Annotated in this window: 21 protein-coding genes, 2 tRNA genes and 1 pseudogene; 16 read left to right on the top strand and 8 right to left on the bottom strand. The window is 35.8% G+C overall.

Annotated features, from left to right (window positions below):
- Nucleotides 1-2 precede the first annotated feature (2 nt).
- A complete protein-coding gene (gene terL, locus DEF52_RS03045) occupies nucleotides 3-1,466 on the top strand; it encodes a phage terminase large subunit (RefSeq protein WP_151807824.1) in 1,464 nt (487 codons plus the stop codon).
- A gap of 343 nt (nucleotides 1,467-1,809) precedes the next feature.
- Here the strand turns inward: terL and DEF52_RS03040 are convergent, their stop codons facing one another.
- Together DEF52_RS03040 and lipB are read right to left on the bottom strand one after the other, a co-directional pair.
- Entirely contained in the window at nucleotides 1,810-2,835 is a 1,026-nt protein-coding gene (locus DEF52_RS03040) for an LD-carboxypeptidase (RefSeq protein ID WP_151807823.1), read from the bottom strand.
- Nucleotides 2,835-3,452: a lipoyl(octanoyl) transferase LipB gene (gene lipB, locus DEF52_RS03035; RefSeq protein WP_151807822.1), complete on the bottom strand. Its 618-nt coding sequence runs from the start codon at nucleotides 3,450-3,452 to the stop codon at nucleotides 2,835-2,837. Before lipB ends, DEF52_RS03040 begins: the two co-directional genes overlap by 1 nt.
- Nucleotides 3,453-3,705: 253 nt before the next feature.
- On the opposite strand from lipB, the gene DEF52_RS03030 reads away from it, so the two are divergent.
- The 3 genes from DEF52_RS03030 to DEF52_RS03020 all read left to right on the top strand — a co-directional run bounded on the left by DEF52_RS03030 (nucleotide 3,706) and on the right by DEF52_RS03020 (nucleotide 5,607).
- Complete coding sequence (locus DEF52_RS03030; protein WP_010081986.1) at nucleotides 3,706-3,939, top strand: DUF6290 family protein; 234 nt, start codon at nucleotides 3,706-3,708, stop codon at nucleotides 3,937-3,939.
- Entirely contained in the window at nucleotides 3,915-4,178 is a 264-nt protein-coding gene (locus DEF52_RS03025; protein ID WP_080717643.1) for a type II toxin-antitoxin system RelE family toxin, read from the top strand. Before DEF52_RS03030 ends, DEF52_RS03025 begins: the two co-directional genes overlap by 25 nt.
- 235 nt (nucleotides 4,179-4,413) lie before the next feature.
- Nucleotides 4,414-5,607 (top strand): phage portal protein, encoded by a 1,194-nt coding sequence (locus DEF52_RS03020; protein WP_151807821.1) that lies wholly within the window; start codon nucleotides 4,414-4,416, stop codon nucleotides 5,605-5,607.
- Nucleotides 5,608-5,661: 54 nt separating this feature from the next.
- Here the strand turns inward: DEF52_RS03020 and DEF52_RS03015 are convergent, their stop codons facing one another.
- Both DEF52_RS03015 and murJ read right to left on the bottom strand, forming a co-directional pair.
- Nucleotides 5,662-8,205, bottom strand: a complete 2,544-nt coding sequence (locus tag DEF52_RS03015; protein WP_151807820.1) for an AsmA family protein — start codon at nucleotides 8,203-8,205, stop codon at nucleotides 5,662-5,664.
- Between the two features lie 3 nt (nucleotides 8,206-8,208).
- On the bottom strand, nucleotides 8,209-9,696 hold the full coding sequence (murJ, locus tag DEF52_RS03010; protein WP_010962984.1) for a murein biosynthesis integral membrane protein MurJ: 1,488 nt from the start codon (nucleotides 9,694-9,696) through the stop codon (nucleotides 8,209-8,211).
- A gap of 150 nt (nucleotides 9,697-9,846) precedes the next feature.
- On the opposite strand from murJ, the gene DEF52_RS03005 reads away from it, so the two are divergent.
- The 9 genes and pseudogenes from DEF52_RS03005 to DEF52_RS02950 all read left to right on the top strand — a co-directional run bounded on the left by DEF52_RS03005 (nucleotide 9,847) and on the right by DEF52_RS02950 (nucleotide 21,369).
- Nucleotides 9,847-9,922, top strand: a tRNA-His gene (locus DEF52_RS03005).
- Between the two features lie 187 nt (nucleotides 9,923-10,109).
- Nucleotides 10,110-13,700 (top strand): tRNA uridine-5-carboxymethylaminomethyl(34) synthesis enzyme MnmG, encoded by a 3,591-nt coding sequence (gene mnmG, locus DEF52_RS06875; RefSeq protein ID WP_410543283.1) that lies wholly within the window; start codon nucleotides 10,110-10,112, stop codon nucleotides 13,698-13,700.
- A gap of 121 nt (nucleotides 13,701-13,821) precedes the next feature.
- A complete protein-coding gene (locus DEF52_RS02990) occupies nucleotides 13,822-14,187 on the top strand; it encodes a hypothetical protein (RefSeq protein ID WP_044471285.1) in 366 nt (121 codons plus the stop codon).
- Nucleotides 14,188-14,261: 74 nt separating this feature from the next.
- Nucleotides 14,262-14,501, top strand: a complete 240-nt coding sequence (locus DEF52_RS06250; RefSeq protein WP_166806539.1) for a hypothetical protein — start codon at nucleotides 14,262-14,264, stop codon at nucleotides 14,499-14,501.
- 87 nt (nucleotides 14,502-14,588) lie between these two features.
- Nucleotides 14,589-15,233 carry an alpha/beta hydrolase gene (locus tag DEF52_RS02980; protein ID WP_151807818.1) on the top strand — a complete coding sequence of 215 codons (645 nt, stop codon included), beginning with the start codon at nucleotides 14,589-14,591 and terminating at the stop codon, nucleotides 15,231-15,233.
- Nucleotides 15,234-15,238: 5 nt separating this feature from the next.
- A complete protein-coding gene (locus DEF52_RS02975; RefSeq protein ID WP_151807817.1) occupies nucleotides 15,239-16,045 on the top strand; it encodes an SDR family oxidoreductase in 807 nt (268 codons plus the stop codon).
- Nucleotides 16,046-16,277: 232 nt separating this feature from the next.
- Nucleotides 16,278-17,364: pseudogene (locus tag DEF52_RS07020) on the top strand (IS3 family transposase).
- Nucleotides 17,365-17,564: 200 nt separating this feature from the next.
- Nucleotides 17,565-20,150 carry a DNA polymerase I gene (gene polA / locus DEF52_RS02955; protein WP_151807815.1) on the top strand — a complete coding sequence of 862 codons (2,586 nt, stop codon included), beginning with the start codon at nucleotides 17,565-17,567 and terminating at the stop codon, nucleotides 20,148-20,150.
- A gap of 49 nt (nucleotides 20,151-20,199) precedes the next feature.
- Nucleotides 20,200-21,369, top strand: coding sequence for a hypothetical protein (locus DEF52_RS02950; protein WP_151807814.1), 1,170 nt, complete (start codon nucleotides 20,200-20,202; stop codon nucleotides 21,367-21,369).
- Nucleotides 21,370-21,389: 20 nt separating this feature from the next.
- On the opposite strand, the gene DEF52_RS02945 is transcribed toward DEF52_RS02950, so the two are convergent.
- The 4 genes from DEF52_RS02945 to DEF52_RS02930 all read right to left on the bottom strand — a co-directional run bounded on the left by DEF52_RS02945 (nucleotide 21,390) and on the right by DEF52_RS02930 (nucleotide 23,773).
- Nucleotides 21,390-22,169: an exodeoxyribonuclease III gene (locus tag DEF52_RS02945; RefSeq protein ID WP_151807813.1), complete on the bottom strand. Its 780-nt coding sequence runs from the start codon at nucleotides 22,167-22,169 to the stop codon at nucleotides 21,390-21,392.
- Complete coding sequence (locus tag DEF52_RS02940; protein ID WP_151807812.1) at nucleotides 22,169-22,876, bottom strand: uroporphyrinogen-III synthase; 708 nt, start codon at nucleotides 22,874-22,876, stop codon at nucleotides 22,169-22,171. The genes DEF52_RS02945 and DEF52_RS02940 overlap by 1 nt, the downstream gene beginning before the upstream one ends.
- Nucleotides 22,877-23,120: 244 nt before the next feature.
- The gene (locus DEF52_RS02935; protein ID WP_012673329.1) at nucleotides 23,121-23,618 is read right to left on the bottom strand and encodes a hypothetical protein; all 498 of its coding nucleotides are present in this window, start codon (nucleotides 23,616-23,618) and stop codon (nucleotides 23,121-23,123) included.
- 70 nt (nucleotides 23,619-23,688) lie between these two features.
- Nucleotides 23,689-23,773, bottom strand: a tRNA-Leu gene (locus tag DEF52_RS02930).
- Nucleotides 23,774-23,835: 62 nt separating this feature from the next.
- On the opposite strand from DEF52_RS02930, the gene tldD reads away from it, so the two are divergent.
- The 3 genes from tldD to DEF52_RS02920 all read left to right on the top strand — a co-directional run bounded on the left by tldD (nucleotide 23,836) and on the right by DEF52_RS02920 (nucleotide 26,788).
- Nucleotides 23,836-25,254, top strand: a complete 1,419-nt coding sequence (gene tldD, locus DEF52_RS02925; protein WP_012673328.1) for a metalloprotease TldD — start codon at nucleotides 23,836-23,838, stop codon at nucleotides 25,252-25,254.
- A 55-nt stretch (nucleotides 25,255-25,309) separates the two neighbouring features.
- Nucleotides 25,310-25,450 (top strand): hypothetical protein, encoded by a 141-nt coding sequence (locus DEF52_RS06080; RefSeq protein WP_153296798.1) that lies wholly within the window; start codon nucleotides 25,310-25,312, stop codon nucleotides 25,448-25,450.
- Between the two features lie 90 nt (nucleotides 25,451-25,540).
- Nucleotides 25,541-26,788 (top strand): IscS subfamily cysteine desulfurase, encoded by a 1,248-nt coding sequence (locus DEF52_RS02920; protein ID WP_151807811.1) that lies wholly within the window; start codon nucleotides 25,541-25,543, stop codon nucleotides 26,786-26,788.
- The last annotated feature ends 91 nt before the right edge of the window (nucleotides 26,789-26,879 follow it).

The following is a 26,879-nucleotide window of genomic DNA, read 5'->3' as shown; positions in this document are numbered from 1 at the left end:
TCATGAACTTTCTAAAATTCATTGAACTGTGCTTTCAAACGGTGGTGCCGGGGTGTGAGTATAATGATTATCAGTATATAAAAGTCATAGCAGACAGACTTGAAGCGGCAAATGTTGGCAAAATGAGGCGAATAATATTCAATATGCCTCCGCGTTCAATGAAGTCCCTGTGCATAAGCGTTGCGTGGCCCGCATGGATACTGGGAAATCAGCCAACTGCAAGAATAATAGTTGCAAGCTACTCTCGGCTGCTTAGCGAAAAGCACTCGCTCGATACAAGATGCATAATGCAGTCTAGTTGGTATAGAGAGCTGTTTCCAGAGGTAGGACTATCCAAAGATCAGAATACCAAATACAAATTTCAAACAGTGCAGAGAGGATACAGAATCGCAACGTCAGTTGGAGGGACGTTAACAGGTGAAGGTGGTGATTTCATCATCGTGGATGATCCACTGAGTCCCGCTCAAGCTTTGAGCGAAACGTTTAGAAAACGTGCCACAAACTGGTTTGACCAGACTCTAGTAACCAGGCTCAACGACAGAAAAAAAGGAGTAATTGTTCTTGTGATGCATAGGCTACATCAGGAAGATTTGACCGGACACCTTCTCTCCAAACCGAAAAACATATGGAACCATACTTGTTTACCGATGATATCTGAAAATAAGGAGATTATCTATTCAATCAAAAAGCCAGCGCCTCCTTTTCTTGTTCCTGTCACCCGAGTAACTACAAATGAGTACAAAAGCTGGATTACAGCATCAAGTGCTAGAATGACACCACCCGTAATATTATACTCAAGAGAAGAAGGTCAGTTGCTATACCACCTAGATGGAGGAAAAGAAGAAGTTGAGATGATAAAGGTTGAACTTGGAAGTTACGCTTTTGCTGCACAATATCAACAAAACCCTCTGCCACTTTCAAGTGGTATAATTAAACGAGAGTGGCTGAAGCGCTATAGAAATTTTTCTGATAGTCTCTCATATGTCACTCAGAGCTGGGACACTGCAGTTTCAACAAGCAGCATGAGCAACTTTAGCGTCTGCACCACCTGGGCAAAAATAGATAACAAATTCTATTTACTTGATGTATATCGTGCAAAGCTTGAGTATCCAAAGCTTAAAGAGCAAGTTTTGTCACTAGCTGCAAGATGGACACCGCACGCAATTTTAATCGAAGCAAAAACAAGTGGTCAGCAATTGGTGCAAGAGCTAAAGACAAACAGTGATTTACCAATTATCGAAATAGTACCACATGATGACAAGCTCACTCGATTTTATCAAATTGTTCCGATTATAGAGTCTGGCAAGGTTTTTCTGCCGCACCAAGCAGTATGGCTGAACGATTTTGAGTATGAGATTTTAATGTTTCCTGAAACTCGACACGATGATCAAGTGGATAGTACCGTGCAATATTTGCAGTGGGTGAGAGATAGTAGCTCTAGGGTCGCAGCTTTACGGGCATTGTGATTTAAGCCTACCAGATCCAAGTAGTCAGCTACTTGCATGACACCCTGACAACCGTCATCCCGCTACGTGTTAGCGGGATCTAGAGATACCGCGAATGAATCGCGGTATGACGGTTCGTGGTGGTATGACAGTTCGTGGCGGTATGACGGTTCGCGGTGGCATGACGATAACTTCGTCATTCCGCTATGTGTTAGCGGCTAAGAGATACCGCGGCGGTATGACGGTCTGCGGCGGAATGACGGTTAAGCAATTCGTCATCCCGCTACATGTTAGCGGGATCTCTTGTTAGCGGATGAGATACCGCGAATGAATCGCGGTATGACGGTTAAGTACGTGTTAGCGGCTAAGAGATACTGCGGCGGTATGACGTAGAGCTCGCGTTAGCTATAAGATTAGCTAAATTCTGCACGTCCATAAAAAACAAACCTTCTTTTTCGTCTTGAACGCTAATAATAGCGTGAGTGTTAAAAGGTAAAGGATCATTTGTATGTCCATGGCCTACCCCTTTCATTGTAAATACAGGAAAGTTAACACTTTTTGCAAACCTTTCTTTTACAACTTCAACAAGGTTATCGTTATAGCAGTTAACGAAATCCCCAAAGATTACTGCATGTACTCCATCAAAGATGTGGGCTTGTTTTAGGTGATCTAAACTGCGCTCTATTGCATATGGGTAAACTCTTATGTCCTCTAAAAATAGAATTTTACCTTTCGCATTTATTTGCCAAGCGGTTCCTATACTATTTTCAACTAGAGTCATATTACCACCGATGATTTTAGACTCTAATCTGCCATCTTTTAGTCTAATGCCATTATTTATCGTCTTTAGGTTATCAAATCTGATAGAATCCCGCTTGTTAAGAATTAACTCTTTCAATTTTTCAACAGAGCTTTCAGAAACGGAGTTATTTACTATCATTTCCAACATGGTGCCGTGAAGAGTTTGCCAATCATATTTAGCTTGTAGATAGATGTGCAAGGCAGTTATATCGCTATAGCCTATGAGGATCTTTTTGTTTTGAGCAATCCTTTCTTTTTTATCATTGGGTAACTTTTCTAGATAGGGAATTAACCGAGAAGCCCCTTCTCCTCCTCTGATACACCAGATTATTTTACTATCACCGATTAGTGCACTAATCAAATCATTTGCTCTGAATTCATCAGAGTTGGAATAAAATGGATTATCATTACTATATATTTTCTCCGAAATATGGGGATTAAAATCCAAAGCTTCTACATATTCTTTTATGGTAGTCAGATCTGATTCTTTTCCCTTGGAGGAAGGAGCAATAATATCAACTTGGTCGATTGCATGAATACCTGTGTTAGCACATAAAGTGAGAATGAAATATAAAAGGTAAACAATCATTAAAATATCTTATAAAACTCTTTTTTTAGTATATCATCCAATTCAGAGAGTGGAACTTTCACTCCTAGTTCTTCCATTGACGTGACGCCATAATCTTGCAGTCCACAAGGAATAATGCCCTTATAGTGAGAGAGGTTGGGGGAGACATTAAGCGCTATGCCATGATAAGTTACCCATTTTCTTAAACGGATACCAAAAGCTGCAATTTTTTTTTCTACTCCATTGTTATTCACCCAAACACCTATTCTATCCTCTTTAAATTCTCCAAGTATATTAAATTGCTTTAAAACATTTATTATCCACTTACTTAGATCTCTAATATATAGCTTTATATCGCATTTGTTTCTTTTTTTAAGGTTTAACATTAAATATATAATGCGCTGTCCTGGACCATGATATGTGTATTTGCCACCCCTGCCTGTTTTATATATAGGAAATAATTTTTCAACAACGTCGTCATCTGTTGCACTGATTCCTGCAGTGTAAAGTGGAGGGTGCTGGAGTAGCCATACTAATTCGTCTGCTGAATTATTGTGAATTTGTTGAATTTTCTCTTCCATAGATTTTACGGCACAGTTATAATCAATAAGCTGATTAGATATTAGCCATTCTGTCATGTTCAATTTCTTTTCTTTTTAGTATAGCAGTGCGTTCTTTTCCTGTCATCCCAGTGTGTGACACTGGGCGCAGCCTTTCTTATTCCTAATATACTTAATACTAACTTCTGTGCTATTTCTCCTTAACAAACATAGTACATGACAAATGTTTAATTATTTGTCAACACAGGTCCTCTTTACGTATAGGCAACTTTTTTTATTGAAAAATTCAGAAAAATGTTGTATAATTATTAGTAGATTTTAGGTAAAATATATGGCAAACTCAAAATTTAGCATAACTTTCAACAACGAAATTTCAGAGTGTCTTGCTGGACTGGCTAAAATAAGAAATAAGTCCATTAAAGAACTAACAGAGAAGCTAATACAAGAAGCAATTGAAAATGAGGAAGATAAAATACTAATTGAGCGTGCTGCTAAACGTAATGTTTCAGGTGTAAAGAAAATTAGAAGTGAGGATGTAGACTGGAATACAATATTATCTTCATAGAAAGCGTTCTTGAGAAAGACCTTCCAGCTCTTCCAAAAACAATAAGATTAAGGATCATAAATGCGATAAATAAGCGCCTTACAGTTGATCCCATTAACCTTGGTGAGCCATTATATTACAGATTTAAAGGACAAAGAAGATTAAGGGTAGGTGATTATCGCGTTATCTATTCCGTAAATATTATAAAATATGAAGTGGTTATCACAGAGATAGGACACAGAAAAGATATTTATAAGTAAGTACATCATATAAATATTAAATATATTTTTACTCCTTCCTGATTCATTTTCTACCTTAGGTGGCTTCGCTCAGCTCAAAAAAAAGCTCATTCTTTTTGCTACCCCTTGATTGTGCCTGCCATTTAACTACTGTGTAGAGATTGCTCTCAAACATAATGTTCGTACGTTAGTATATCCTTCCTGTGACACCAATTGATATAATTCTACCACAAATTCAATTTTTTAGGAGGCATATATGAATCTCAATATTTTTCAAAGAAAAAAAAGCGCAGTATTTACTAAATATTCTGCTTTGCAGCTAATGATGGAGCCAAGTTGGAGTAAGCGTGATTATGTAAGTTTTGCTGAGGAAGGTTACATAAAAAATGTTATTGCCTTTCGAGCAATTAATATGATTGCAAGTGCTGCATCTTCGGTACCTTTTACTCTCTGCCAGCTTACTGATCAGGGAAAATCGCAACTAAAAGCCCATCCATTACTGAAATTACTTTATTCTCCTAACCCAATGACATCAAAATCGGAATTTATTGAGGGGATTGTAACTTATCGGTTAGTTAACGGCAATTCTTATATATTGATGGTTGAGTCGCAGAACAATAGAAAACCACCAACAGAGCTTTATCTTCTGCGCCCCGATAGGGTTGAAATTGTTCCAGGGAGAAATAACGTTCCTTATAACTATCGTTATGCCATAAATAACAACAGTTATGACTTTAAAGTTGATAAACTAACCGGACGTTCAGCAGTGTTGCACTTAAAGACCTTTAACCCTTTGAATGATTGGTATGGGCTATCACCAATTGAGGCAGCTGCATATAGCATAGATCAGCATAATCAGGCGGGTGCTTGGAATCAAGCGATGTTGCAAAATGGGGCAAGACCAAGTGGTGCAATAGTTGTGAAATCAGCGAAAGATGGAAGTGGTGGAAGTTTAAGTCAAGAGCAGTACCAACGCTTAAAGGTGCAGATAAATGATCATTATTCAGGTCCTGTCAATGCTGGAAGACCGATATTGCTTGAAGGAGGCTTGGAGTGGAAGGAGATGAGTCTTTCGCCGAGGGATATGGATTTTATTGAGTCCAAACACAGTTCAGCTCGTGATATTGCCCTGGCTTTTGGTGTTCCGCCGCAGTTGCTTGGCATACCAGGTGATAACACTTATAGCAATTTAGTCGAAGCACGCCTGTCCCTTTGGGAGCAGACGGTTTTACCAACGCTAGAAAATATTATCTGTCACCTGAATTCTTGGCTGATACCAAGATTTGGTGAAGATCTGTGCTTGTCGTATGACAAAGATGCAATAGAAATTCTCATGGAAAAGAGACAAAAGTTGTGGAAATACGTAGAAAATGCAAGCTTTATGACGCTCAATGAAAAAAGAGAAGCATTTGGCTTACCACCGCTGCCGGGTGGTGATGAGTTAGGTTAAGTTTGTACCCGTTCAGATGAGTTCATTGTCTCCTAAACCGTACGCCTAAGTAAATCAACTATTTTTCTTGCCAACCAGAGCGGTGAAGATTTGGTCTACATCAAAACTCATCTTAGGACGCCAAATAGGGCCATCCAAATGCATATCGATATAGATTGGATTACTATAATTTGGTGGTATGAAAAAGAACCTGAATATAGAAGCTAAAGCGAAGTTAGATAAGGTTAAATTAGAAGAGATTGATCCTGATGCTTGATCAATCCCGAATTGTAAACTAGTTGAACATATACCACTCTTAATACTTGCTTTTCCGCTAATATTTTCAAAAGATGTTTTACCGTTATATATATCAACATAAGCAAGTGTGGAGATTTCAGACTTATTATTACTGCTTAACAAATTAGTGATAAATGAATTGAAATCTACATTAGTAACTTCTATTCCTTGCGCTTGTAAGTTTACATCTCCTGATAAGTTACTAGCCCAATCATGAAAACTTTTTCCTTGAGTTTTGATTTCACCATTTAAGCTTACCTGACCATTTACATTGTCAATTCCTATAACCTTACCAATCTTTTTAGTGTCCAAATTTACAATAGAAAACCTTGTATTTATTGAGTCTGATCTTAAATAACCCTGAAAAAACACTTGCCCGCGTTCTAATACGTAACTTGCCTGCCTGATAGTGATAGTGTTGTTTCTCATTACCGCATCCAAATTAAAATCTTTCAAAACATTATGCTTGGTTTTAAATTCTGCAGTATTGATTTGCACATTTGCATCAAAGCCTTCTTTATCATCCAAAAAATCAAGCTGCTTTGTTGACCATTGAATTTGATCTATCTCATTTCTTGAATTTCTTTTCGTCTCTACTAAATTTGGTAATGTAATAATTTTTCCATTAAATTTACTGCCCGTAAGGTTAACATCTAATAAAGGTTTGGCGTATTTTTGATCTGCTAATATTTTTGCATTACCGGTAATATCGAAATCTTCTCCAGATAGTTTTATTTTATCTGCAACTAGCTTACCTTTTTCCATTTTTAGCAAAAAATCCAAATTTTTAATTTTCGTATCATTCAATGTAAGGTTATTAACACGGGCCTTTATATTTGCATCATACTGAAAATTTTTCAGCCATTGCATTTTAGGTAAACTGCTAAATAATGAATGATCATATTTATCTGCATCAAGATTATGCATGCTAAATTCACCATTGATCACATTGTGTTTTTTTGTGTGGCTTACTCTAATTGACCCTTGCAAGGATTCCTTATTATTTAGCAGTCTAATGTCTGAGATAGATAATATTCTTGGTGCAAGGTGCAGTTTAGAACTTAGTGTAAATTGATTTTTCTGGTTTTCTTTCATCTTTATAGAAGGGAAAAAACATGAAATGAATGACCCAAAATCATTTCCTTCGACTAATAAATCGCCGTTGAATTCAGATAGGACATTATTGTTTGAGATCTCTCCTGATAAGTAAGATATATTATTGATTCCAGGAAATTTAAGAAGCGTATTAACTTTTACTTTGCCATCAGTGGATTTTAGTACAGCACGGAAATTGTCCAATATTTTGTTTTGATATTGAATGTTAGAAGCTTCCATATTAAAATTTAAGCTCAAGTTCTTTGGCACAACTGCTCTAAAACATTCCAGAAGATCCTTCATATTCATTGTTCTTTGTGAATCATTTTGTATGGAATCTAAATCAACTTTACTGAAGCTAATATTGAAATTAGTGTGATTGCCTTTTCTATCATTTTGTATTGTACCGCTGGCTTGCATGCTTTTGGAATCAATTTTTAAGTCAGTTGCCGTAAACTCACTTTCATTAAGACTTATATTGGATGATATCTTGATATTTTCGCTAGGAATAACACAAGAGAGAAAGCTAAGATTAATGATTTTTGCTAAATCACTCACAGAACCGGAACTGTTATTAATTGTTAATGTTAAATTACCCTGGAGTTCTTCTTGATTTCTATTACCTGTAAATAGCAAATTTACAAAATTTGATTCAACACTAATGTGTACATTCCTTTTTGTGATATTAACCTTTCCTGAAAAATCGTAATTATTATCACCTACCTTTACTTTACCAAAAAACTGCTTATTTTTTTTTACAGCAACTTCCTTTATGTTAACAATATCAGCGAAATCATTCTTGAAACTTACTTGGCTGTCTTTTATTACTATATCGACTGTGTTACCACTGGCGTTTGTATTTATAATATTAAGTAAATTTTCTTTGTTGCTTTTCATGCCAAACAATGTGATTGACTTTGGTTGCAACGAAAATAAAAACAACGATAGGAACGATGGCCTTATTTCAATTTTTCTTACACTAATTAAATCTGACAACTTTTGCTCTTTATTTTCGTTGTATTGTACGTATACATTATAAATAGTGAGCTTTGGGGTAATCAACGAAACTTTAATTTTTCCCCCAATATGCACTTTAGCATCATACGTCTTCTCTAACTCTTTTATGATATATTTCCTGTAGCCACTCCAATCCTTAAAAGTTGCAGCAACATGCATGAGAATTAATAGCAGTGAGATTGATAATATAGCATATAAAGAAAGTCTCATAATTTACACATGCTTAAAGTTTCCCTTAAATATTAAATAGAGAATACCAAAATAAACAATAACACTCAAAGCTATTAAAGTCGTTAAATAAACAATACGAGCCAACATTTTATCAAAAAATAATCCTGCCAACAAAGAATTAAAAATATAAAGGGCTATTGACATGACTGCCGTTGCTACAAAAATTTTCATGACATTTAACAATAACGCTTGGCTAACCTTATACATTTTATTTATTGTTAAATAACTAATTAATAGAATAGAGTTTATCCAAGTGGAAACGGAAGTAGCAATAGCAATCCCCGTATGCTGATACTCGTTCATTAACAAAAGGTTTAGCACTACATTAATTCCAAGACACATTAGCGAAAATATGGTTGGTATTTTCAGATTGCCTTTAGCAAAAAATGTAGGTAGCAATACTTTATTTATAATAAATGCAGGTAAAGAAAGAGAAAATGCTATTAAAGTGGGAACAGTTTGCTGCACTGCATAATGATCAAACCGGCCGTAAGAAAAAAGCGTAAGTAAAATTATGTCGGGAATAATGATAAAGGCAGCAGTTGTTGGCATAATTAACATTAATCCTATGTTGAGAGCCTTGTTCTGTATTTTGACTATATTTTCAGTATTATCCACCTGTTTTGAAATTAAAGGAAGAAGCACTGTACCAATTGCAGTACCGATTATTCCCTGCGGTAGTTGATTTAGTCTATCGGCATAATATATATAAGACACCGCATTTGGTATAAAACTCGCCATGATTGTATCAATCCATAAGCTTATTTGAGTTACACAATTGTTGATAATTGCAGGTATCACACGCTTAAAAAATAACCTTACTTCATTGCTTAATTCAAGGCTAAAAGAAAAAGCTGCCTTTAACTTGTATGCACTAAATAGTATCAAAAGTAGCTGGAAAATTCCTCCTATAAGGACAGCTATAGAAAGGTTGTGCGCTGGAGTTTTTACGTAAGGCACAAACAAACTGATGATTAAACAGAGATTCAAAACGATTGGTGCAATAGCTGTTGAAGCAAAATGCTGCTTTACTTGCAGCATTCCACCAATAAGTGATGCAATTGAAACAAAGATTATGTAGGGCATCATAATTCTTGATAAAGTAACAGTAAGGGTAAACTTACTTTGGTCAAATCCAGGAGCAAAAATTTGAATCATATAAGGGGAGAAAGTTTGCATGATAAGGCAAAAAATTACTAAGATAATAAACGTAATGGATATTACACTACTTGCAAAATTAAATGCCTTTTTATTATCATATGATTCTGTCGAATATAATGGTATGAATGAGGTAGTGAACGCTCCTTCTGCAAAAAATGCTCGAAATAGATTGGCAAAACGAAACGAAGAAAAAAATATGTCTGCAAGAGAGTTCGCACCAATAACCGTAGCAATCAATACATCTCTTATTAACCCTGAGATCCTTGAAATAGCCGTAAAAAAACTAAATGTGAAAATACTTTTAAACATACCACTACTTCATTAGTGTCAATACAATTAACTATAATGGTAAAAGTATCAATGAAAATATTTATTGGCTAAACTTAAAACCCTCTGCAAAAGGAGAGTTAAATAATCAATTGACTATTTGCGCTCTTATGTTAGAAATTTTATATCTTGGCGGGCGTAGCTCAGTTGGTAGAGCGTCAGTTTGTGGTACTGAATGTCGCCAGTTCGATCCTGGTCGCTCGCCCCACTAAAACCCGATAATTTGAAAAACCGTCATCCCGCTGCTTGTTAGCGGGATCTAGAGATACCGTGACGGTATGACGTGAGTTAGCTATACATTGGCCACTGATGATTGAAATAGTTAATTACTGTAAAATTTGACATTAACCGCTAATAGTTAGAATATTAGTAGAGTAAGAATTACTCAAGAAGGCATGCATAAATATGATGTAGTAGTAGTAGGTGGTGGTCATGCAGGGTGCGAAGCTGCTGCTGCTGCAGCTCGCCTTGGTGCAAACACGCTGCTTATAACTCATAAAATTTCAACTATAGGGGAAATGTCCTGCAATCCAGCAATCGGAGGAGTTGCAAAGGGCGTTGTAGTCAGGGAAGTTGACGCTCTTGATGGAATAATGGGAAGAGCAATCGATCAAGCAAGTATACACTCAGTCATTTTAAATAGCAGCAGAGGTGCAGCAGTATGGGGCCCGCGTGCACAGGCAGACCGAAAATTATACAAGCAAGCAATACAGGAAATTATTCTAAATTATAATAATTTGACGGTAAAAGAAGAGTCGGTTGACGATTTTCTTATAGAGAGTAATAACAATGGAGAATTGTGCATTAAAGCTGTAATAACAAGCTCAGGGGAACATATACTAACAGGTAAAGTTGTTTTAACTACGGGAACTTTCCTGCAAGGTGTAATTCATATAGGAGAGCAGGTAACTCCTTCAGGGAGAATGGGAGATAAGTCTGCAGTGGAACTTGCAAATACGTTGAAGAAATATAATTTTAAATTAGGTAGACTGCGTACCGGAACTCCGCCAAGGCTTGATCGTGGCACTATAAACTGGTCAATATTGCAAGAACAAGTGGGTGATAATCCACCTGTGCCGTTTTCTTACTTAACAGAAAAAATTAACCAACCTCAGGTATCATGCTTTATTACCCATACTAATGAAAACACGCATAAAATAATTAGAGAGAATCTGCACAGGTCAGCTTCTTCGTATTTGGATGATATTATAGCACCAAGATACTGCCCATCCATTGAAACTAAGGTTAAAAAATTCGCAGAAAAAAGTAGTCATCAAATATTTTTAGAACCAGAGGGCTTGAATGATGATACTATATACCCGAACGGAATTTCAAATTCATTGCCTATTGAAGTGCAGTGTGAAATGATAAAGAGTATCAAGGGACTTGAAAATGCAGAAATACTAAGACCTGGATATGCAGTTGAGTATGACTATATTGATCCACGAGAACTAAGCCATACTCTTGAAACTAAGAAAATTAAAGGCCTATATTTTGCTGGCCAAATTAATGGCACCACTGGATATGAAGAAGCAGCAGGGCAAGGAATTATTGCCGGAATTAATGCAGCACTCTCTGCATCTGAAAAAAAAGAAAGCTTTGTTCTTCATCGCACAGACTCATATATCGGCGTAATGATAGATGATCTAGTCACCAAAGGGGTGATCGAACCTTATAGATTATTTACCTCACGTGCAGAATATAGGCTAGCTATCAGGTCAGACAATGCAGATAGAAGATTAACACAAAAAGGTTATGATATTTCCCTTGTTTCGCATGAGAGATACTCTGTTTTACAGAATAAACTTGAATCCATTAAGCAGCTTGAAGAGAAGTTAGGGAGTCTGACGATTACTCCTGAGCAGCTTAGGTCTTATGGTATCAAAATATCTTATGATGGGATAAGAAAAACGGCACTAGATTTACTTAGCTATCCAAACATCGACTGGAATAAATTACAAGAAATATGGCCGGAGTTAAGCAGCATCACGCGCTGGGATGGCACCGCAATGGGTAGCATAACTAAGAATGAAATATGCGAAGCGGTTGAAATTGAAGCAAAATACAAACCTTATCTAATAAGACAAGAAGCGGATATGAAGTTTTTACGAGAGGAAATTAACACTCAAATTCCAATTGATTTTAACTATTCACAAGTTAAAGGCCTGTCAAGTGAAGTAATAGAAAAGTTGCAGACGATAAAACCAGCAACGATTAGAATTGCAAAGCAAATACAAGGCATCACTCCCGCAGCGATAGTGAGCATATTAGTGTACCTTAGGAATAAGAAAACGAAAGTAGCTGCTGTGAGGTATCCCATGTCAAAAATCGAAGAATTTCGTTCATTTATGCATGAAATAAATGTTGATGCATTTATGTTGCATACTAAAGACGAATATTTAAATGAATATTCAGACGAGTTAACCAAGTTATGTGGCTTCACAGGAACAAATGGGCTACTTATCGTTACAAAAGACAACAAGTGCCCATTTTTTACGGATGGACGCTACATCACACAAGCTCGCAATCAGCTCGATCAGGGCAATTTTCAAGTATATAATATACAAGAAGAGGATCCACGCGAATGGATAAAAGCAAACTTAACATCGACTGCCTCACTAGGTTATTATTTGCAATATTTTACCATAGAAGATATAAGAAAGTATGAGAATATCTGTAAATTCATACCCTGTTTAGCTGGAAAAAAAAGTGACTATCGAAAACAAGCAGTGGTTTTACATTCTATTGAACATGCTGGTGAAAGTAGTAAGGACAAATGTGAAAAAGTCGCTAAAAGTATAGATAAAGAAGCTGAAGCAGTGCTTTTAACTGATCCAAATTCAATTTCATGGTTATTAAATTTAAGAAACGAAAATGCTAAATATACTCCATGTATATTGGGTCGTGCTATATTGTATAAAAGCGGTAATGTTGATTTGTTTATTCAAGATAAAGAACATTCAACTATAGAAGCAAATTTAGGCAATCATATAAATATTTTTGATATTAGTGAGCTAGAAAATTCGCTGCACAAGCTAAATTCAATAGTCATGGATCCAAACACAACTCCAATGAGTATCATGGCTGTAATAAAAGATAAACAGGTAGCTGAGAGAGAAGATCCTTGTCTAATTTATAAAGCAGCAAAAAACCAAACTGAAATAGCTGGGGCTATAAATGCGCACATCAGAGATGGAGTGGCAGTTACAAATTTTCTATATTGGCTTGAAAATAATGTTGGTACAGAACTTGAAGCTGAAGAAAAGATTTTAGAATACAGAAAAGAGCAGAATTTGTTTAAGCAACTAAGTTTTCCAATAATTTCAGCATTTAATGAGAATGGGGCAATAATTCACTATCGTGCAAGCAGTAAGACGAATAAAGTAATTCAGAAAGATGGACTGTATTTGATTGACTCTGGTGGCCAGTACCTTGACGGCACAACTGATGTGACAAGAACTGTAGCAATTGGCAATCCAACTGATGAACAAATAACCCACTATACAATAGTACTCAAAGCTCACATTGCTATAGCAAGTGTCATCTTTCCTCCTGGCACTACTGGTGGAGAATTGGATATATTAGCACGTACGCATTTATGGAAATTTGGAATGGACTATATGCATGGTACAGGGCATGGAGTAGGAAGTTACCTATCAGTACACGAAGGACCACAAGCAATATCAAAAAGTAATAAAGTGAAACTCACGCCAGGGATGATACTTTCCAACGAACCTGGCTATTACATTCCGGGAGAGTATGGAATAAGAATTGAAAATCTGATATATGTTGACAGGCAAGAGAATGGCTTCTTAAACTTTAAACAACTGACCTCTATTCCATATGATAGAAGACTAATAAATGTGCAAATGCTTACTAAGGATGAAATTGAATGGATAAATGGCTACCATCAATTTGTCTATAAAAACTTAGAAAATAGCGTAAAAGATAAGGAATGGTTAAAGAAGGTATGTGACCCTTTATAAGCAAAGGAGCATTTTTTATTATTTAAAAAGTATTAATGCAATTGTGACAGGTATTTTGTATTGTTTTTAATTTTAAAATAATATATAATAAAGGACACGTATTTTTAGGTAGGTTATAATTATGATAGACAAAGGGCAAGAAGATGAATTTATGAAGCAGTATATGGATACTTGCAAAGAGCAAATAGAAAAATTAGCCAAGGATCCTGAATTGCTTAATCAGGCTTTAAAACCATTTATGCAAATGTCTCAGCAGCTTATGGCTGGCGGTATGTTAGAAGGGGCTATGCCTGGCATGATACCTGATTTGGGCAGTATGGATGTTAACAAGATGATTGCTCAGATGAAGGAAATGATTGACTACATAAGAGGTAACTATAAGGAACTAATGAAAGAGCGCAGCTCGCAGATTCAAGAGCTTGATGAATCCAGTAAAAAGCTAAGAGGCTTAGTTAAAAAATTGATAGAAAAGATCGAAAGTAAATAAATAACATCTGGATTTCTGTCATTCTATATACAACTTTCTAGTTGGACGGTAAGTCGAGGTCAATTATTGATGTCATGAAAGTAGCTGACACTGGTTCCTTTATGACGGCAGTGCCCAGAGGTGTCATCCCAGTGCTTGACACTGGGATCCAGTTCTTATTACCTGGTGTAAAGTTAAGTTTCCTGGATTCCAGTGTCAAGCACTGGAATGACAGCAATCCTACGTCATACCGCGATTCATTCGCGGTATCTCAGCCGCTAACGAGTAGCGGAATGACGGTTTTTCAAATCGTCGATGAACCTAAGTCACTTTAGCTATAGTATCGGGAACGTAATTGCACATTGGTTTTACAAATTTGAAAATTAGTGTTAAATAAAAATATAAATGCAAAAGGAAAAGAAATGATTGAACTTAAAGGCCCAGAAATTTGTGCAGGCGGAAATAAGAAAAATTTGATTATTTTTTTACATGGTTGGGGCTCAAGTGGCGATAATTTCATTCACCTTGCTAAAGTTATGAGCAAGTTTTTACTGGGTTCATATTTTGCAGTACCCAATGCTCCGTTTAAGAGAGAAATAGGTGACGGTTATCAGTGGTTTAGCTTGGAAGATCGTAGTGAGGAAGCGCTATATAATGGAGTAAAAAATGCTACATCAATTGTAAATCATTTCATTGATACAAAATTAAAGGAGCTTAATTTAAAAGATACGCAACTTTCTTTAGTTGGATTTTCTCAAGGAGCAATGCTTGCAATACATACAGCTCTCACCCGCTCTCAATCCTGTGCATCAGTTGTTGCATACTCTGGTAGGTTTCTTTTACCTTCAAAAACTGCACCAGAGATCAAATCAAAACCTAACATATGTGTTATCCATGGTGATGCTGACGACGTGGTACCTTTTTCGTCCCTCGACTTAGCGGTTAAAGCTCTGAAAGAAAATGGAGTAAATGTTGAAGGGCACCCAATTCATGGATTAGGGCATATTATCAATGAAGAGGGAATAAAATTAGGAGTAGAATTTATCAAGAAGAACTTTAAAAATTAATTTTCATGCACTTATTTTGCTTTGGTTATGGATATGTAGCTAAATTTTTATCGAAAAAACTACTGAACTTAGGTTGGAAAGTTAGTGGCACATCAAGAAGTAAAAATATACAAAATGTAATCCTCTGTAATTATGAGAAAGTTAGCCAAGATCTGCTTAAAAGCGCAACGCACGTTTTAATTTCTATTCCTCCAGATGGCGATGATGTTGTGGAGAGATACGGTAATTGCCTGCAAAATGTTAAATGGCTTGGTTATTTGTCTGCAACTAGCGTCTATGGTGATCACTCTGGTAATTGGGTTGATGAGGAATCTAAAACAAAACCTATAGAAATCAGAGGAGAAAAGCGCCTTAAATCTGAAAAGAAGTGGCTAAATAGCAGATTGCCTGTACATATTTTTCGTTTAGCTGGAATATACGGCCCTGGTAGGAACGTGTTAATTGACTTGCAGCTTGGCAAAGCAAGAAATGTGAAAAAAGAAGGGCATTTTTTTTCTCGTATTCACGTTGAAGATATATCGAATATTTTATTTTCTTCCATGCAAAACATAAAACCTGGTGAAATATACAATTGTGCAGACGATTTACCCACTACACAATCTGAAGTGATAATGTATGCGGCCAAACTTCTCAATATTAGCCCTCCAGAGCCAATTGAGTTACCAGATTATGCACAGAGTTTTTATTTAGGATCAAAAAAAGTAAGTAATGTTAAAATTAAAAAAGATCTTAATGTCTCTCTAATTTATCCTAACTACAAGGTGGGATTAGAGAGTTTGCACGTAAACAAAACTGAAATCACATCAGAATGATAGATAGGCTTATTGTCACTGCCATTAAGTTAAGGAAAGAATGGTTAAAAACTGAACTAAAAAGTCAGAAATAATTAAGGATTTATGACAAATGCTGAAACAGAATAGAGTAAACTTTAAAGCAGATAAACTCTGAAGTGTAAATTACTTAAGAAATAGTGACCTTACCCAGAAAAAGTGGAGAGAAAGAAAAGAGTTTTTTTGGGTAAAATAAAATTTTGGAGGATTAGAAATGGTAAGAGAATATACGGCAGAATTCAAATTGGAAGCTGTTAAGCTGGCAAATGAACAAAGAAAGGTAGGTCAACCAGTTGCAAAAGTAGCAAGAGATCTAGGAATAAGGGATAGTGTATTAGGAAAATGGATGAAGAAATATAACGAAAAAAAGTCAGCGGCAAATGCATTTCCAGGTAGAGGTAACATGGCTCCTTACGACAAAGAGAGGTTTGATTTACAAAGCAAGAGTAACAAGGGAAAGAGACATTTAAAAAAAAGCCCTGGCCAGTCAAAAAGAGTAAAATATTTTTTTATATAGTAACTGCTATAAAGTACAGGAATTATGTAGGATTTTCTGCTAGTGGCTACTATAAGTGGACCACAAGAAAAATAAGCAGTAGAGAATCAGCAAATAAAGAGCTACTCGCAGCTATTCAAAAAATATATCAAGTTTCTAAATGTAGATATGGAGCTCCTAAAATTCATGCTGAATTGAAGGCTTTGGGTAAAAGTTGCAATTTGAAAACGGTGCAAAGTATTATGCAGAAAAATGACATCAGGGCTATACTGAGAAGAAAGTTTAAAATTAAAAAACAACAAACAGATAATAGAGCTGTAGCTCCCAATATACTAGATCAAAACTTTATTGTTGATCAACCAAATAAAGTATGGGATTACTTACATCAAAACCAAGGAGGGATGGCTATATTTGGCAGCAATAATTCTCACGTATGGTAGTTAATGAGTAGTGCAATAAATAAACAATTGGTTATGAACTCTTTATTAATGGCCATTAATAGGCGTAAACCTGTTAAAAATCTACTGCTGCACAGTGACCAAGGTTCACAATATACTGCGCAAGGGTATCAATATCTCTTAGCTGTAAAGAATATAGATGAGTAATAAAGGCTGTTGTTACGACAATTCTGTTGCAGAAAGCTTCTTTAGCTCATTGAAAAGAGAAATACTTATTGATACTTCACAACACTCTGCTCAACAAACTAGAACTGCAATATTTGAATACATAGAAATTTTTTATAACAAACAACGTCACTATTAACTATTGCATTCCAGAACAATTTGATGCATCATTCTTTTTGTAAAAAACATTCCACACTTTCTCTCCACTTTTTCTGGGTAAGGTCAAATTTCTTCTACTAGGTTTTGATATTACATATGTGTACATCCCCATCATGAATGCTATTTTCGGTAAAATCTCTTACAACGCTCAAAAGCAGAAAAACAAAAACTTGATTTTCTCAGCTAAATAGTGGACCATCAAAAGCACGCATAAATATCTACAATGAAAGAAAGAACTTTCACAATCATCGATGGCTATGGTTTTCTTTTCAGAGCTTACTATGTACTACCTCACTTAATTACCACAACAGGAATGCCAATAGGTGGTGTATATGGCTTTCTGAATATGGTTCTTAAGTACATTGCCCATTCGGACTATTTAACTATAGCACTTGATGCAGGAAAAAAGAATTTTAGGCACGATTTATATCCTGAGTACAAAGCGAACAGAGTAACGCCTCCTGAGGATCTAACTCCACAGTTTACCATACTGAGGGAAGCGGTAGAAGCTTTTAACCTCAGCTATGAAGAGATTGAAGGTTATGAAGCAGATGATATAATCGCAACACTAGCTGCAAAATACGCCAACCACCAAGACTTTAAAGTGGTAGTCGTTTCATCAGATAAAGATTTGTTTCAACTCTTGAACCACAATATTTTAATATTCGACCCCATTAAAAATATATACATAGATGAAAAACAAATAGTAGAAAAATTTGGTGTAAATTCAAACAAGCTTCTTGATTTATTTTCTCTAACTGGTGATGCATCCGATAACATTCCAGGTGTTCCAGGAATAGGTCCGAAGACTGCAGCTAAATTACTAGATGAATTTGATTCATTGAATAATATTATAGAGAACATTGATAACATCGAGCAAACGAGGATTCGTAATATTCTTACCGAACATAAGGAAAAAGCACTAATTTCAAGAGAGCTTTTATCACTATGCGAAAAAGTAGACCTTCAACATGATATTGCAAAATATGAAGTTCGCCCTCCAAATATGGAAAAACTGTTATCCTTTTTAAAGAAGTATGAATTCAATTCCTTAATAGGGAAAGTGGAAAAGCTTTTTTCTTACAATGGATCTAGCACAGAAAAGAAAACAGAATATAGTAGTGAAGAGTTAGAGAAATTTTTGGAGCATTGTAGATACGAAGGCAAAATTGCAATTCATTGCCACTTTGAAGACAACTTATTAAACAAAATTTCCTTATCTTATAGCGAAAGTAATATTTTTTATATAGAGCAAGACAGCATACAAGATGCACTCATTACAATTAACTCAACTTTACTCTCAAATGGGGTGCTTAAAATAATACATAACATTAAAGAGATCAGGAAAATCTTCCCTGTAGTAGAGAAGATGCTAGATTCAGTTGATGATTTGATGATAATGTCGTATAGCTTGGATACAGGAAAGCATGACCACAGCATTCCAAACATAGTTGCGCATAATTTGAGTGAAAATGCAGAAATTTTCTCGGCAAAAACTTTAATAGCAATTCATGAAAAGCTAAAGCAAAGGTTATTTCAGGAAAAATTGTTCACAATTTACGAGCGCTTCGATAAGCCACTTATGAAAGTAATATTTGATATGGAGAAAAATGGGATATTACTGAACATACAAAAATTACAGGAGCTGTCCGATAAATTTCAGCAGGTAATTGCCGTGCTTGAAGATGAGATATATAATTTGGCAGGAGAAAGATTTAATATTGCTTCGCCAAAACAATTAAGTGATGTTTTATTCAACAAAATGGGGCTTAATAAAAAGAAAAAGTCAAAAAAATCTGGATCGTATAGCACCAATTATGAAGTTCTAGAGGCACTCGAAGAAGAAGGGGTAGAAATCGCAAGTAAAATCTTAAATTGGCGACATTTAAGTAAATTAAAAGGCACCTACACTGATGCATTAATAAAGCAAGTTGATCCACTTGATGGTAGAATACACACAAGCTTTTCAACGACTGCAACTGCAACTGGAAGGCTGAGCTCCAGCAATCCTAATTTACAGAATATTCCTATCAGAAGCGAAGAGGGAAATCTTATCAGACAAGCATTTATTGCGCCAAAAGGGCATAAGATAATTTCTGCTGACTATTCACAAATAGAGTTAAGACTCCTGGCACACGTTGCAAACGTTGCAGCATTTAAAGAAGCTTTTGCAAACGGACAAGATATTCATGAGATCACCGCTAGGCAAGTTTTTGGAGTGCAAGAAATAGATGAGCAATTAAGACGCAAAGCAAAATCCATCAATTTTGGAATTATATATGGCATTAGCCCATTTGGTCTTGCAAAGCGGCTTGGAATTACCATTGCGGAAGCTGCTGAATACATTAATTACTATTTTTCCTGTTACCCAGAAATAAAGGCCTATATGGAAAAAGCAGTGTCTATCGCAAGATTGCATGGTTATGTAGAAACTTTGTTTGGCAGGAGATGCTTTGTAAGAGACATAAACAATACAATTCCTTATATAAGACAATTTGCAGAAAGGGCAGCAATAAACGCACCACTGCAAGGAACCGCTGCTGATATAATAAAACGTGCGACAATTCAGCTTTTTGACCAATTGAAAGTAGGTAAAATAATCCTCCAGGTTCACGATGAACTACTGGTTGAAGTAGAGGACGAAAAGGTACAAGAAACAGCAAAACTTATGAAAGATATAATGGAAAATGCAATAGAAATTTCTGTACCACTTGAAGTAGAAATAAAAGTTGGCGACAACTGGGGTCTAAATTCCCTTAATTATGACTTAAACATCGTGAATTCTAGGAGTATAAATCATTTGAACTAATACGAAAAATATGTTAGAATAGAACATAGCAAATGCAAATAGGTCAGCCATGATAGGCCCACAAGTAAAAAGTTCAAAACCTCCAAAGTTACCTACTCAGGTAACTAACAAAGATGAGAAAGTTTTTAAATTTGAAAAAGAGAAACATCAGTTAATCTATCGTACTTTCCTAGATATTTTTAAAAATCCAGAAAAACTAGAAGAGCAAACGAAACAGGAAATAGAAAAGAAGGAACAGGAAATAGAAAAGAAGAAACAGAAATTGAAAGAAAAACAAAAATTACAGAGTGATCTGAAGTCATTAAAGGAACGGTTACCTCGATTACAGGATGAAAATGAAAAGAAAATTTTTACTTTTGTATTTGAGAATAGTGGAAAGATATTCAACAATGTCAATCCAGAAGATATAAAATCACTCAGTGAAGAGAATTTTTCTCAGTTTTTACTTTCCGTATTTGAGAAAATTAGAGAGAAAAAATTAGCTAATGAGGAGAATCTCAAGAATGGTAAAATAAAAGAAGTAGTAGATGACTGTGTAGCTGATATACGCGGTACAGAAGCTAAAGATTCATCCATAAAGTTTGTATTGGAAATGCTGCTGCTGCTAATTGGAGGGATCAAAATAGACCCGAAAAATATTTCTGGCTCCTTTATGGATGGGATGAAAGAAAAAATACCATTCTTAGGTAAAGACAAGAAAGAAGAGGATGAACCACCACTCAGTGATGAAGAGATGGTAACAACGTTCTTAAGCAAGATCTTTTTTCCTGTCCTTCTTTCCACTATTCCAATGTTAATTTTTGGTCCTACTACACTCGGAGTAGTTCTTACTGCTATCGGCACAATATTTGCCATAAAAGGAGGAGTGGAGGTTCTTTTTTCAAATAACAAAAAAGGTACTTTGTATGACCCTAACTCACAAGATAAAAATGATACAGAAAAGAGAGAAAAACTGAATGGAAAAATTCTCGAGGGCATTGATGATATTTTAAAAACCCCAGTTACAGAAGTTGAGAAAGGTACCTCTGTTCCTGAACAAATTTCCCAAGGAAAAGAAAAGAGTGAACAACAACCTGTTCCTGAGCAAATTTCCCAGAGAAACAACAGGGAAAACGAAAAGAGTGAGCAGCGCGATCAATCTTGGACAGGAAAGGAAAACAAACGAAGGGAAGAACCACAGAGCAGCAAAGGTAAGACTACTCAGGTTTGCCAAAAGTGAATTGTGTAAGAGATCTGCTATTATTCTATAGCACATACAACAGGAGTATGGTCAGACGGATTTTCTAGCTTACGCAATCTATCATCTATGTAGCATGTTTCCAATTTATCTACAGCTTGTGGTGATAACAGCATATAATCTATTCGCATTCCTTGATTATTTCTGAGTGAATTGCCTTGATAATGCCACCAAGTGAATTGTTGCAAATTTGGGTGAGATATTCTAAACGCATCTTTAAACCCAAGATTCAAGATCGCTCTTAACTTCTCACGTTCTTTTATATGAAAGCACACTTGGCCATTCAATAAGTTTGAATCAAAAACATCAATTTCATCCGGTGCAATATTATAATCGCCAGCTATAATAGTTAACTCTTCATTCTTTAACAAAGTGCTCATCCTTTCATATAGATTATCAAAAAACTTGAGTTTATATTCAAATGCTTGAGAGTCCGGGCTTTGACCGTTTGGAACGTATACACTTCCCACCCTTACCTTCTGATTATTGTGCTTTATTATGCACTCTATATAACGCGCTTCTTGATAACCTTCTACGATATCAATCTTAAACTTCTCCAGTATTGGATATTTAGATAAAACACAAACGCCATTTCTTGCAACTTGTCCATAGATAGCATATTCATATCCTAACTTTTCTATCTCTGCATAAGGAAATTGCTCTTCTGTACATTTTATCTCTTGCAGCAAAACTATATCTATCTGACTATCAACTATAAAACTACAAAGTTGGTTAACTCTTTTACGTATGGAGTTTACATTCCAAGTTGCAATCTTTAGCATCAGCAATCCTTATTCATTATATCAATTAAACTCTCTCCAGTAGGCAACCTCGATGTTATAATTTTTTTCCATTTGATTAACTTTAAACTATCAGCAATGTTCTTACTCATGGTATATGCAACTGCATTATTCATCACATGAGATAGCCCACTTTTTAGAACTAATGAACAAAATATCCTTGCTGTCTGTGAGGAAAAAAAAGCAACACTATCAATTTTACCATCCAATAGTAAATTTTTACACCTATTAGTTAGATTCCTTTTTATAATTGTTTTATAGAGTACAACTTCTCTTACGTTAAAATCTTCTTCAGATAATCTCTTTTTTAGGTCACATGATACTTCTTGTCCTCTTATATATAAGAACTTTATTGCACTTGAATAGTGAGCTTTTATGAATGATATCAGACCATCGACGTTGCTGTCTGCTGAGATTATATCAGAAAATCCCAAATTTTTTGCAGCCTGCATGGTTGAATTACCAACTGTAATAATCGGAAAGTCATCCTCTTTACATATTTGACTAAAAGCCTTTACACTGTTTTTACTTGTGGATATTACAACGTCAAATTCGTGCGCAGATATATCAGGATTTAAGTACTTTATTGTGAATACTGGTTCTATAAAAACTTTGTATCCATACTTTCTCAATATATTTCTTGTATTGAACGAATCCAATAAAGGCCTCGTTAATAAAATAGACTTCATTCTGATTTATTTTACTACCAGTAAAATAGTACCCTTTATACACAAATTACTGAATAAAAACTTTTATTTTGATAGCTTGAGCAATTATTCAAGTAATTGATGTGGAAGTAGGAGTACTAAGCGCTCCTACCCCAATAAGCCCACAATTTCTGCTTACACTTTTTTGACGCTAATTACATCGAACTCTTTTGAATGGCTTCCTTCAGTGGAATTATATAGCTAATATTCCTGTATAAGTTAATACTTAAGCTTGTACTCTTGCAGTATTTGAAGAGAGATTCTCAAGGGCGTTTTTTGTCTGTGGTTCACTAATCATAGTTTGAACGATATTAGCTGCCATAATAACACAGCCTAGAATAAAAAAAGGCGTAGAAACAAAATAAATAACAGAAGACTCAAAAAGCGACATAGATGCAATACCTCCTATTAGAAATGAAGCACTGGATGCTATATCAAGATAGATCTTTGTTAACTTTTTTTGTCCTGGAGTGTTTTTTATGCCAGATTTCTTATTAAGATTCTGTTGTCGGGAATGATCATTTAGTGACCATATATTTAAAGCAAACGAAAGTGCACTGAATATAGTGCCGGCAATACTAAAATACAGACTTAAGACAGGAATATTCAAGACCAATGCCGCTATGTATCCAATGAAAGAGATAGTAGATAGTGTAGTAACTAAGCGTTTCGAGTAAGTTCGTACCTTCTTTCTGTAGGCTAACTTATCTTTTTCACCATACATAGCATAAATATTACCTAATATGTTATATTATAACATTAATTAATTCAATAAGCAATATGGAAGCTAAGAGTGCCCGAGAGAAGACTTGAACTTCCACAACTTAAAAAGTTACTAGCACCTGAAGCTAGCGCGTCTACCAATTCCGCCACCCGGGCTTTTTATAGTTTACTATGTTAAAGTTAAATAATATACTTAAACAATTTTTAGTTCAAAGGTAATGCCAAATCTAGATCAAATATTTTTTGCTCAAAACAATGTTAATATTAATAACGTATATAAAATAGTCAATAACGCTTTGAGCAATAGCGATGGTGGTGAGCTGTTTCTAGAATTTTGCCAGTCGGAGTCCCTGGTTTTTGAGGATAACATATTAAAACACATGGACTTGAATACTAGAAGGGGATTTGGTTTAAGGTCTTTTTGTGAAGATAGTACATCTTTCGTTTGTTCTTCTGAGATCAGCGAAAAAGAAATTAGTAATGCTGCTTCTATGGTAAAAAGCTCAGTGTCTTTAAACAAGACAAATTCAATAAATTTAAACGAAGAGACAAAAAGCCTATATTCGAGGATTAACCCTATAAATGAAATGGATCTGAATTCAAAGATTAAGCTACTCAATGAGGTTAATGAGTATGTAAGGTCCAAAAATAACTGCGTGAAGCAAGTAAAAATAACTCTAAGTGGAGAATGGCAAGTTGTACAAATAATAAAGGGTGATCACAGATTAAGCGATATCAGGCCTCTGGTACGTTTTAATGTGCTAGTCATTGTAGAAAAAGATGGCCGTACCGAAAGAGGTTCTGCAGGGCATGGTGGAAGGGACTCTTATAGTAAGTTTATTTCTGAGAAAAAGTGGAAAGAAGTTGCAAACCAAGCGTTAGAACAAGCACTGGTAAATCTTGAAGCAATTCCAACTCCAGCCGGAGAAATGACAGTCGTTTTAGGTCCAGGCTGGCCAGGAATATTGTTACACGAAGCCGTGGGTCATGGACTTGAGGGCGACTTCAATCGCAAAAAAGTCTCAGCATTTTCAAATTCTGTGGGTAAACAAGTAGCAGCTAGTGACATCACAGTAGTTGATGACGGAACTCTGCCCAATTTGCGCGGCTCTATCAGCGTAGACGATGAAGGCACTCCACCCAGTTATAATATATTGATAGAGGATGGGATCCTAAAAGGATACATGCAGGATCATATGAACGCTAAACTCATGGGTGTAAGCCCAACTGGTAATGGTAGAAGAGACAGTTATAAAGAAGTTATTATGCCGCGCATGACAAACACCTATATGTTGCCCGGAAAGTATACACCGAAGGAAATAATATCTAGCGTAAAGAAAGGTCTATATGCAGTAAATTTCGGTGGTGGGCAGGTTGATATAACGTCAGGAAAATTTGTTTTTTCATCTTCGGAAGCTTACCTAATAGAAAATGGCAAAATTACACAGCCAGTAAAAGGAGCAACACTAATTGGTGACGGTCCAACAGTGTTGAAAAAAGTATCTATGGTTGGTAATGACTTAAAGTTAGATCCTGGTGTTGGCACATGCTCGAAAGATGGACAAAATGTGCCCGTTGGAGTTGGTCAGCCGACACTCAAAGTCGACGCAATAACTGTTGGTGGAACTGAGATATAGATAAGGGCTAAAACGGATTCCAGCGCACGGCGCACAGCTGTACAAACATTATGATTTGGAAGCAATTGCCACCAATAGGGTGTCATCCCAGTGTCTGGGCACTGCCTTTGTGTTTGAGGCAAAACTGGCTATAACATTTAACACACTGCTTTCGCAAATAAATGTTCGTACAGTTATGTGTCAGCTACTTGGATGACACTTTTGTACTTGATGCAAGATTATATCTTGAAAAAATTAAGTTTTAGTGCTATTAAATGGTTGTAAATTTTGTCTCTGTGGTAGCTTTATGAATGTTGAAAGTAAAAAAATACATGATGCTAAAATAAAATTACCAATATTTCTTGATTATCAATCTACTACTAAAGTGGATCCCCGTGTTTTAGAGGTGATGATACCTTACTTTGGTGAGTTCAGCAATGCACACTCTCGCAGCCATTCATTTGGTTGGACTGCTGAAGAAGCAGTGGAAAAAGCAAGGAAACACATCGCTGATCTGGTGAACGCAGATAGCAAAGAAATTATCTTTACCTCAGGTGCAACTGAGTCAAATAATACAGCAATCAAGGGCGTTGCTCACTTTTATAAAAATAAAGGAAATCATATAATCACTGTCTGCACGGAGCATAAGTGTGTTCTGGATTCTTGTCGGCATCTGGAAAATGAAGGCTTTAAAGTTACATATTTGCCTGTTAAGCAAAACGGAATTATAGATTTATCAAAGCTTGAGGAAGCAATTACTGATCAAACAATCCTGGTTTCAGTGATGATGGTAAATAATGAAATCGGAGTAATTCAGCCTGTCAAAGAAATTGGTGTAATATGTAGAAAGCATAATATATTTTTCCACACAGATGCAGCTCAAAGCTTTGGAAAAGTTCCAATTGATGTTAATGAGATGTGCATTGATCTTATGAGTCTCTCTAGCCACAAAATTTATGGACCTATGGGAATAGGCGCATTATATGTACGTAGAAAGAATCCTCGTGTTAGGCTGATACCACTAATTAGTGGTGGTGGACAGGAAAGAGGCATGCGTTCTGGAACAGTTCCAACACCTCTTGCAGTTGGTTTTGGTGAAGCGGCACGTATTGCTAGAGAAGAAATGAAAAAAGAAACAACTAGAGTGGAAGAATTAAGGGATATTTTGTATAACAAGATAAAAGAAGCGTTTCCTGATATCGTTTTAAATGGTGATTATGAAAATAGAATTCCTGGCAACCTAAACTTGAGCTTTCCTTATGTTGAGGGTGAGTCTCTCATCATGGCAATCAAGGATTTAGCAGTAAGTTCTGGTTCTGCGTGCACGTCTGCATCTCTTGAGCCTTCCTATGTCGTACGGTCGCTAAATAATGGCCATGACCTTGAGCATTCATCAATTAGATTTGGCCTAGGCCGATTTACAACTAAAGAAGAAGTTTTGTATGCAGCAGATCTTGTTGCTAAAAATGTTGGCCGACTGAGAGAAATGAGCCCACTTTGGGAGATGGTACAAGAAGGAGTAGATTTGAACACCGTGAAATGGGACTCTCATTAAATGTATCCGTTCCAACTGCAAATGCACTTTGAAATTACTCTGTACCGTTCACACTTAATTCTTCAATCTCACTAATAGAAAGGCCAGTAAA

Source organism: Wolbachia endosymbiont of Nasonia oneida (assembly GCF_009012935.1).
In the GTDB taxonomy this organism is placed as follows: domain Bacteria; phylum Pseudomonadota; class Alphaproteobacteria; order Rickettsiales; family Anaplasmataceae; genus Wolbachia; species Wolbachia pipientis.
This window is presented reverse-complemented; position numbering and strand designations above follow the sequence as displayed.

Bases quoted from the DNA above. Each gene is read 5' to 3' on its own strand.
- DEF52_RS02940 (WP_151807812.1), bottom strand. From the start codon at position 22,876: ATGAAGTCTATTTTATTAACGAGGCCTTTATTGGATTCGTTCAATACA.
- murJ (WP_010962984.1), bottom strand. From the start codon at position 9,696: ATGTTTAAAAGTATTTTCACATTTAGTTTTTTTACGGCTATTTCAAGG.
- DEF52_RS02920 (WP_151807811.1), top strand. From the start codon at position 25,541: ATGAATGTTGAAAGTAAAAAAATACATGATGCTAAAATAAAATTACCA.
- DEF52_RS02950 (WP_151807814.1), top strand. From the start codon at position 20,200: ATGATAGGCCCACAAGTAAAAAGTTCAAAACCTCCAAAGTTACCTACT.
- DEF52_RS02990 (WP_044471285.1), top strand. From the start codon at position 13,822: ATGATAGACAAAGGGCAAGAAGATGAATTTATGAAGCAGTATATGGAT.
- polA (WP_151807815.1), top strand. From the start codon at position 17,565: ATGAAAGAAAGAACTTTCACAATCATCGATGGCTATGGTTTTCTTTTC.
- DEF52_RS03015 (WP_151807820.1), bottom strand. From the start codon at position 8,205: ATGAGACTTTCTTTATATGCTATATTATCAATCTCACTGCTATTAATT.
- DEF52_RS02975 (WP_151807817.1), top strand. From the start codon at position 15,239: ATGCACTTATTTTGCTTTGGTTATGGATATGTAGCTAAATTTTTATCG.
- DEF52_RS03020 (WP_151807821.1), top strand. From the start codon at position 4,414: ATGAATCTCAATATTTTTCAAAGAAAAAAAAGCGCAGTATTTACTAAA.
- DEF52_RS02945 (WP_151807813.1), bottom strand. From the start codon at position 22,169: ATGCTAAAGATTGCAACTTGGAATGTAAACTCCATACGTAAAAGAGTT.
- DEF52_RS02935 (WP_012673329.1), bottom strand. From the start codon at position 23,618: ATGTATGGTGAAAAAGATAAGTTAGCCTACAGAAAGAAGGTACGAACT.
- DEF52_RS03030 (WP_010081986.1), top strand. From the start codon at position 3,706: ATGGCAAACTCAAAATTTAGCATAACTTTCAACAACGAAATTTCAGAG.
- terL (WP_151807824.1), top strand. From the start codon at position 3: ATGAACTTTCTAAAATTCATTGAACTGTGCTTTCAAACGGTGGTGCCG.
- lipB (WP_151807822.1), bottom strand. From the start codon at position 3,452: ATGACAGAATGGCTAATATCTAATCAGCTTATTGATTATAACTGTGCC.
- DEF52_RS03040 (WP_151807823.1), bottom strand. From the start codon at position 2,835: ATGATTGTTTACCTTTTATATTTCATTCTCACTTTATGTGCTAACACA.
- DEF52_RS06250 (WP_166806539.1), top strand. From the start codon at position 14,262: ATGAAAGTAGCTGACACTGGTTCCTTTATGACGGCAGTGCCCAGAGGT.
- mnmG (WP_410543283.1), top strand. From the start codon at position 10,110: ATGCATAAATATGATGTAGTAGTAGTAGGTGGTGGTCATGCAGGGTGC.
- DEF52_RS02980 (WP_151807818.1), top strand. From the start codon at position 14,589: ATGATTGAACTTAAAGGCCCAGAAATTTGTGCAGGCGGAAATAAGAAA.
- tldD (WP_012673328.1), top strand. From the start codon at position 23,836: ATGCCAAATCTAGATCAAATATTTTTTGCTCAAAACAATGTTAATATT.